This window comes from Micromonospora sp. (assembly GCF_048594385.1).
GTDB classification, from domain to species: Bacteria; Actinomycetota; Actinomycetes; order Mycobacteriales; family Micromonosporaceae; genus Micromonospora; species Micromonospora wenchangensis.
In genome coordinates this window covers 1-7,178 of record NZ_JBMDWU010000060.1, presented here as the reverse complement: position 1 = coordinate 7,178, position 7,178 = coordinate 1, and the positions used below count along the sequence as shown (strand labels likewise).

At 71.4% G+C, this 7,178-nt stretch carries 6 protein-coding genes and 2 pseudogenes; 7 read left to right on the top strand and 1 reads right to left on the bottom strand.

Annotated features, from left to right (window positions below; translation table 11 throughout):
- The first annotated feature begins 262 nt into the window (after positions 1 to 262).
- The 7 genes and pseudogenes from ACOJTC_RS02930 to ACOJTC_RS02900 all read left to right on the top strand — a co-directional run bounded on the left by ACOJTC_RS02930 (position 263) and on the right by ACOJTC_RS02900 (position 6,984).
- Positions 263 to 1,303, top strand: a complete 1,041-nt coding sequence (locus ACOJTC_RS02930; RefSeq protein WP_420115629.1) for an ABC transporter ATP-binding protein — start codon at positions 263 to 265, stop codon at positions 1,301 to 1,303.
- 55 nt (positions 1,304 to 1,358) lie between these two features.
- Positions 1,359 to 2,450: an ABC transporter ATP-binding protein gene (locus ACOJTC_RS02925; RefSeq protein WP_420115628.1), complete on the top strand. Its 1,092-nt coding sequence runs from the start codon at positions 1,359 to 1,361 to the stop codon at positions 2,448 to 2,450.
- On the top strand, positions 2,447 to 3,451 hold the full coding sequence (locus ACOJTC_RS02920; protein ID WP_357929630.1) for an ABC transporter permease: 1,005 nt from the start codon (positions 2,447 to 2,449) through the stop codon (positions 3,449 to 3,451). Before ACOJTC_RS02925 ends, ACOJTC_RS02920 begins: the two co-directional genes overlap by 4 nt.
- A gap of 12 nt (positions 3,452 to 3,463) precedes the next feature.
- Positions 3,464 to 4,450, top strand: coding sequence for an ABC transporter permease (locus ACOJTC_RS02915; protein ID WP_420115627.1), 987 nt, complete (start codon positions 3,464 to 3,466; stop codon positions 4,448 to 4,450).
- A 118-nt stretch (positions 4,451 to 4,568) separates the two neighbouring features.
- Positions 4,569 to 6,311: an ABC transporter substrate-binding protein gene (locus ACOJTC_RS02910; RefSeq protein ID WP_420115626.1), complete on the top strand. Its 1,743-nt coding sequence runs from the start codon at positions 4,569 to 4,571 to the stop codon at positions 6,309 to 6,311.
- A gap of 138 nt (positions 6,312 to 6,449) precedes the next feature.
- Complete coding sequence (locus ACOJTC_RS02905) at positions 6,450 to 6,719, top strand: type II toxin-antitoxin system prevent-host-death family antitoxin (RefSeq protein ID WP_420115625.1); 270 nt, start codon at positions 6,450 to 6,452, stop codon at positions 6,717 to 6,719.
- A 66-nt stretch (positions 6,720 to 6,785) separates the two neighbouring features.
- Positions 6,786 to 6,984, top strand: a pseudogene (locus ACOJTC_RS02900) (type II toxin-antitoxin system RelE family toxin).
- A gap of 9 nt (positions 6,985 to 6,993) precedes the next feature.
- Here the strand turns inward: ACOJTC_RS02900 and ACOJTC_RS02895 are convergent.
- Positions 6,994 to 7,178: pseudogene (locus ACOJTC_RS02895) on the bottom strand (DNA-binding protein); the annotation flags it as partial.

Below are 7,178 nucleotides of genomic sequence, written 5' to 3'. Positions count from 1 at the left end.
CATGGTCGCACCCCTGGTGCGAGCGGCGGGCGACGACACCGCACGGCGACGCGGGCCGCGACGGTTCGGGCCGGTTCGGACAGGGCGGCCGAGGGCGCGCGGTGGGGTCATCGACTCGCTACGCTGTGGTCCGGCGCCAGCTCGCTGTCCGTAGCTTATTTTCAGCCTCGGCTGTTTGTTGTAGGTTCCCTACAACCCGAGGGAGGCGGTCGTGGACAGTCCGCAAGCAGCGCCGCCCGGCCGGCCCGACGCCGGCCCGGCCGTGCCGGCGCCGCGCGGCGACGACCCGTACCTGCGGGTGGACGACCTACGGGTGCGGTTCGACACGGCCGACGGCGTGGTGCGCGCGGTCGACGGGGTGTCCTTCGCCGTGCCGCGCGGCCGGACGCTCGGCATCGTCGGCGAGTCGGGCTCCGGCAAGAGCGTCACCGCGCTGGCCGTGCTCGGCCTGCACGACCCCCGACGCGGCACCGTCACCGGCACGATCAGCGTCGGCGGACGGCAACTCGTCGGCCTTGGCGAGGACCGGGTACGCCGGCTGCGCGGCCGCGACGTGGCGATGATCTTCCAGGACCCGCTCTCCGCGCTGCACCCCTACTACAGCGTGGGGCGGCAGATCGCCGAGGCGTACCGGGTGCACCACCCCCGGTCGGGGCGGCGGGCGGCGCGGACCCGTGCCGTGGACATGCTCGACCGGGTGGGCATCCCGCAGCCGGCCCGCCGCTACGACCAGTACCCGCACGAGTTCTCCGGCGGGATGCGGCAACGGGCGATGATCGCGATGGCGCTGGTCAACGACCCGGCCCTGGTCATCGCCGACGAGCCGACCACCGCGCTGGACGTGACGGTGCAGGCCCAGATCCTCGACCTGCTCGCCGACCTCCAGGCCGAGTTCCACACCGCGATCGTGCTGATCACCCACGATCTGGGGGTGGTCGCCCAGGTCGCCGACGACGTGCTGGTCATGTACGCCGGGCGGGTAGTCGAGCGGGGGAGCGTGACGCAGGTGCTCCGCCGGCCGCAACACCCGTACACCTGGGGGTTGCTCTCCAGCGTGCCGTCGCTGCACGGCGACCCGGACGCGGACCTGGTGCCCATCCCGGGCAACCCGCCCTCGCTGATCGACCTGCCGGCCGGTTGCGCGTTCCACCCCCGCTGCCGGTACGCCGGTGACCGCTCCCGCGCCGAGGTGCCGCAGCTCGTCCCGGCCGGCGCGGACGGCCACCTGGTCGCCTGCCACCTGCCCGCCGACGACCGCACCCGCCTGGCCGCCGGGTCCCTGAGCGAGAGGCGGCTGCCGTGAGCGCGAGGAACGTAGCGCAGCGGAGTCCCGCAGTCGCGGGCGAGAGGCGGCTGCCATGAGCGCGAGGAACGTGGCGCAGCGGAGTCCCGCAGTCGCGGGCGAGCCGTTGTTGCGGGTGCGGGGGTTGACCAAGCACTTCCCGGTCCGCACCGGCCTGCGGTCGCGGGGGCTGGTGCGGGCCGTGGACGGGCTTGACTTCGACGTGCGGCCCGGCGAGACGTTGGGCCTGGTGGGGGAGTCCGGCTGCGGCAAGAGCACCACCGGCCGGATGCTCGTCCGGCTGCTGGAGCCGACCGCCGGGACGATCGAGTTCGCCGGCCGGGACATCACCCACGCCCGTCGGCGTGAGCTGCGTCCGCTACGGCAGGACCTCCAGATCATCTTCCAGGACCCGTACGCCTCGCTGAACCCCCGGCACACCGTCGGGCGGATCGTGGCGATGCCGTTGCAGGTCAACGGGATCGACCCGCCCGGCGGGGTGAAGGCGCGGGTCCGCGAGCTGCTGGAGCTGGTCGGGCTGAACCCGGAGCACTACAACCGCTACCCGCACGAGTTCTCCGGCGGGCAGCGGCAGCGGGTCGGGATCGCCCGCGCGCTGGCCCTGCGGCCGAAGCTGATCGTCGCGGACGAGCCGGTCTCCGCCCTCGACGTCTCGATCCAGGCGCAGGTGGTGAACCTGCTGCGGGACCTGCAACGCGACCTCGGCCTGGCGTTCGTGTTCATCGCGCACGACCTGGCCGTGGGGCGGCACTTCTGCCAGCGGGTCGCGGTCATGTACCTGGGCCGGATCGTGGAGATCGGCGAGCGGGACGACATCTACCGGTCTCCCCGGCACCCGTACACCCGGGCGCTGCTGTCGGCGGTCCCGGAGGTGACCGCGCCGGGTGGGGCGGGACGGATCAGGCTGACCGGGGACGTGCCCACGCCGCTGGACCCGCCGTCGGGCTGCCGGTTCCGGACCCGGTGTCCCCGGGCGCGGGACGTCTGCGCCCGTGAGGAGCCGGCGCTGGTGGTCGACGGCGGCGGCCGGCACGCCACCGCCTGCCACTTCCCGGAGACCGGACCGCCGCCGGCCGGGCCGGGCGGCGCCGTGGTGGGTGCCGGCGCGGATCGGATCGGCGGCGACGCCGAGGAGGTGGCGACATGAGTGTGTCCCCGGTCGATCCGGCGACGCTGGTCGAGGCCGAGACCGCGACGGGTGGCGACCGGCCCGGTTCCGGGTTCGTCGGGCGCTCGCCCGGCCAACTCGCCTGGGCCCGGCTGCGGCGGGACCGGACCGGGCTGGTCAGCGGCGGGATGCTGGTCTTCTTCGTGCTGGTGGCGCTCGCCGTGCCGCTGATCGAGTGGGCGTACGGGACCGGTCCCCGGGAGCAGTTCCAGTCCCGGCTGGACGGCTTCGGGATGCCGCTCGGCTACGCCGGTGGGGTGACCGGGGAACACTGGTTCGGGCTGGAACCGGGGCTGGGCCGGGACATCTTCATCCGGCTGGTGCACGGGCTGCGTACCTCGCTGTTCATCGCCGTGGCGGCGGCGGTGACCACGGCGGCGATCGGTGTCGTGCTGGGCACCGTCGCCGGCTACCTGGGCGGCTGGCTGGACGCGGTGGTCAACTGGGTCACCGACCTGACCCTGGCGATGCCGTTCCTGATCATCGCGTTGGCGTTGACGCCGACCATCGCGCTGCGCTTCTACGGCCAGCGGGAGGAGGTGCCGGCCGCCTTCCAGATCGGGGTGCTGATCGCCATCTTCGCGCTGTTCGGCTGGACGGGCACCGCCCGGCTGGTACGCGGGCAGGTGATCGCGCTGCGTGAGCGGGAGTTCGTGGAGGCGGCGCGGGCCAGCGGCGCGGGACTGGGGCACATGCTGTTCCGGCAACTGCTGCCGAACCTCTGGGCGCCGATCCTGGTGTCCTTCTCGCTGGCGGTGCCGGCGTACATCACCAGCGAGGCGGCGCTGTCGTTCATCGGCGTCGGGCTGACCGACGCCACCCCCAGCTTCGGCCGGATGATCTACCGCAGCCTGGACTACCTCCAGACCGACCCGGCGTACGTCTTCTTCCCCGGCATCACGATCTTCGCGCTCGTGTTCGCCTTCAACCTCTTCGGTGACGCGCTGCGCGACGCGCTCGACCCGAAGTCGTCCCGGTAGGAGGGCCCGGCGATGGCGCGGTTCCTGGTCAAGCGGCTCTTCTCGGCGGCGTTGACGCTCTTCGCGGTCAGCGTGCTCAGCTTCCTGATGTTCTTCGCCCTGCCCCGCGACCCGGTCACCGGCATGTGTCCCAAGAACTGCAACCCGGAACGGCTGGAGCGGGTCCGTCAGGAGCTGGGCCTGCGCGACCCGCTGATCAGCCAGTACGCCGGCTACATGAAGGGCATCGTGACCGGCCGGGATCTCGGTAGCGCCCAGGGCGGCCGGTGCGACGCACCCTGCCTGGGCTGGTCGTACGTGTCCAACGAGGCGGTCAGCGACACCATCGCCCGGGTGCTGCCGGTGACGTTGAGCATCGTCGTCCCGGCGGCGGTGCTGTGGCTGCTGCTCGGGGTGGGCCTGGGCATGGTCTCGGCGCTGCGCCGGGGCACCTGGCTGGACCGGGCGGCGATCGGCTTCTCGCTGGCCGGGGCGTCGTTGCAGCTCTACTTCGTGGGGGCGGTGCTGCTGCTGGTGTTCGTCTACACGCTGCACTGGCTGCCGGTGCCGAGCTACACGCCGTTGTCCGACGACCCGCTGCGGTGGGCCGGCGGGCTGGTGCTGGCCTGGCTGGCGCTGGCGTTCCTGTTCTCCGCGATCTACGCCCGGCTGTCCCGGGCGCAGATGCTGGAGACGCTGTCGGAGGACTTCGTTCGCACCGCGCGGGCCAAGGGCCTGGCCAGACGCACCGTGTACGGGCGGCACGCGCTGCGCGCGGCGATCACGCCGGTGGTGACCATCGCCGGCCTGGACGTCGGCGGTGCGCTCGGCGGCACGGTGATCACCGAGACGACCTTCGGCCTCAACGGCATGGGGCGTACGGCGGTCGACGCGGTGCGCGCCGGTGACCTGCCCACCATCATGGCGACCGTGCTGATCGCGGCGGTCTTCGTGGTGCTGGCGAACGTGCTGGTGGACCTGCTGTACGCGGCGATCGACCCCCGGGTGCGGTTGCGCTGACCGGCCCGTCGGACGGTGGAAGTTACCGCAATCTGCTAAACAGTCCGAAGTTTTTCTTCTTGACGATCCCGGACGTCGGCGGTCACCTCCGCCGCTGGCCGGGTGGAGGAGGTAGGAGATGCGACCACGCGCAGCAGCCGCCGTCGGCGGGGCGATCGCCCTGGTGGTGGCGTTGGGGGCCTGCTCGGAGAACACGGGCGAGGGCACCACCGTGGACACCGACCGGCAGCAGACCGGGGTGATCGCCACCGACCCGAAGGATTCCCAGGGCCCCGCCGCCGAGGTCGACGGGGCGACCCGGGGCGGCACCCTCACCATCATCCGGGAGACCCCCATCTCCCACCTGGACCCGCAGCGGACGTACTCGTTCGCCGGCCTGATGGCCAACCCGCTGTTCGCCCGCTACCTGACCACCTGGAAGGACGACGGCAACGGTGGCCTGGTCCTGGTCGGTGACCTGGCGCAGAACCCGGGCAACAACGTGAACAGCGACTGCCGGGTCTGGGAGTTCACCATCAAGGACGGGGTGAAGTTCGAGGACGGCAGCCCGATCACCTCCAAGGAGATCGCGTACGGCATCGCCCGCTCCTTCGACCCGGACCTGACCGGCGGCCCCACCTACCTCCAGGAGTGGCTGGCCGACACCCCGCAGTACGACACGAAGTGGGACTTCCGGAAGAACAAGACGTCGCTGCCGCCGGGGCTGACCACCCCGGATGCGAAGACGCTGCGGTTCGAGTTCGCCAAGCCGCGCTGCGACCTGCCGTTCGCGGTCTCGCTGCCGACCACCGCGCCGCTGCGGCCGGACCAGGACACGGGCGTCAACCTGGACCAGCGGCCGTTCTCCTCCGGGCCGTACAAGATCGCCAAGAACCAGGCCGGGGTGCAGCTCACCCTGGACCGCAACCCGCACTGGGACGCCGCCACCGACCCGGTCCGCCACCAGTACCCGGACCAGTTCGTCTGGACCTTCGGGCCGACCGCCGACGCGGCCGTCAACCGGGTGATCGCCGACGACGGCACCGACCAGAGCGCGCTGGCCTGGAACTACGTGCCGGCCTCGCTGGTCGCCCGGGTCGCCCAGGACCGGGGTCTCAAGTCGCGCAGCGTCCTGTCGCCGACGCCGAGCGCCAACCAGCTCGTCATCAACAACCAGCGGGTCACCGACCTCGCCGTCCGCCGGGCGCTCAACTACGCCATCGACCGCGACGGCCTGGTCAAGGCGCTCGGCGGGCAGACCGTCGCCCAGCCGATGACCACCCTGATGCCGCCGTCCACCATCGGCTACCAGGCGTACGATGCCTACCCGGCCGGTGCCAACGGCGACATCGACAAGGCCAAGGAGCTGCTCGCCGGCAAGACCCCGGAGCTGGTTCTCGGGGTGGCCGACAACACCACCGAGCAGCAGATGGGCACCCAGCTCAAGGCCAACCTGGAACGTGCCGGATTCAGGATCACGCTGCGGAACATCCCGGACGACGCGAAACTCGACGAGATCAAGAAGAAGAACAACCCGTGGGACCTCTACATCGGCAACTGGGCCGCCGACTGGCCCAGCGGCGCGTCGATCCTGCCGGTGCTCTACGACGGCCGCACGATCAAGGCCGAGGGCAACAGCAACCAGGCGTACTTCAACGACCCGGCGGTCAACGCCGAGATCGACCGCATCCAGGCCATGCCCCCGGCCGACCAGGGGCCCGAGTGGGGCAAGCTCGACCGGCGGATCATGACCGAGTACGCCCCGGTGGTGCCGCTCTTCGTGGACGTGGCCTACGCGGTGCACGGCTCGAAGGTGGGCGGGGTGTTCAACTCCAGCGTCTTCGGCTACCCCTCGTTCGTCAACGCCCACGTCAAGCAGTGACGTCACACTGAGCCGGAACCGGGCTCCCTCCCGACGCCGATCGGAAGGGAGCCCGTCGGCTCTCGTGGGGCACGCTGTGGGGTGCTGGCTGCGCCCGTCAAGGCTCGTACGAATCGTACGAGTTGTACAATTGATGCCATGAGCGAGCCCGCCGCCGAACTGCCGATCTCCGATGCCCGCGACAGTCTTGCGGACGTTGTCTCCCGCGCCCACTACGCCGGGCGGATCACCTACGTCACCCGGCGTGGGCAGCGACTGGCCGCCATCGTCCCCGCCGAGCTGGCCGAGGCGATCGAACGCGCCGAGGATGCCGCCGACGTCGCTGCCGCCCGGGAGGCCCTGGCCCGCATCGACGAGGGCGACACGCCCGTTCCGCTGACCGAACTGCGCCGCGAGTTGGGCCTGTGACCACACCGACACACCGTTCACATCGAGCGCGACGCCGCCAAGCTGCTGCGCAAACTGGACCGCCCCGTGCAGGCGCGCCTGGTCGCCGCTATCGCCGCACTGGCCACCGAGCCGCGCCCTGCTGAAGTCAAGGCACTCACCGGCTATCCCGGGCTGCTCCGAATCCGCGTCGGCAACCATCGCATCGTCTACACGGTCCGCGATCAGGAGTTGATCGTCCGTGGTCCACCTCGGTCACCGCAGCGACGTCTACGACACGCTCTGACCGCAGTGCCTACCCTGGCGGGGTGTTGTAGCGGTCGAGCGTCGCCTTGGAGGTCGAGGCGTCCTGGAAGGTCAGCTCCCAGGGGCCGGTGTTGACGTCCATGTCCTTACCGAACCCGACCCACTTCCCGGCCATCCGTCGACCGGTCGGCTCCACCAGCAGTTGGATGGCGCCGTGGTAGCGGGCTCCCCGGT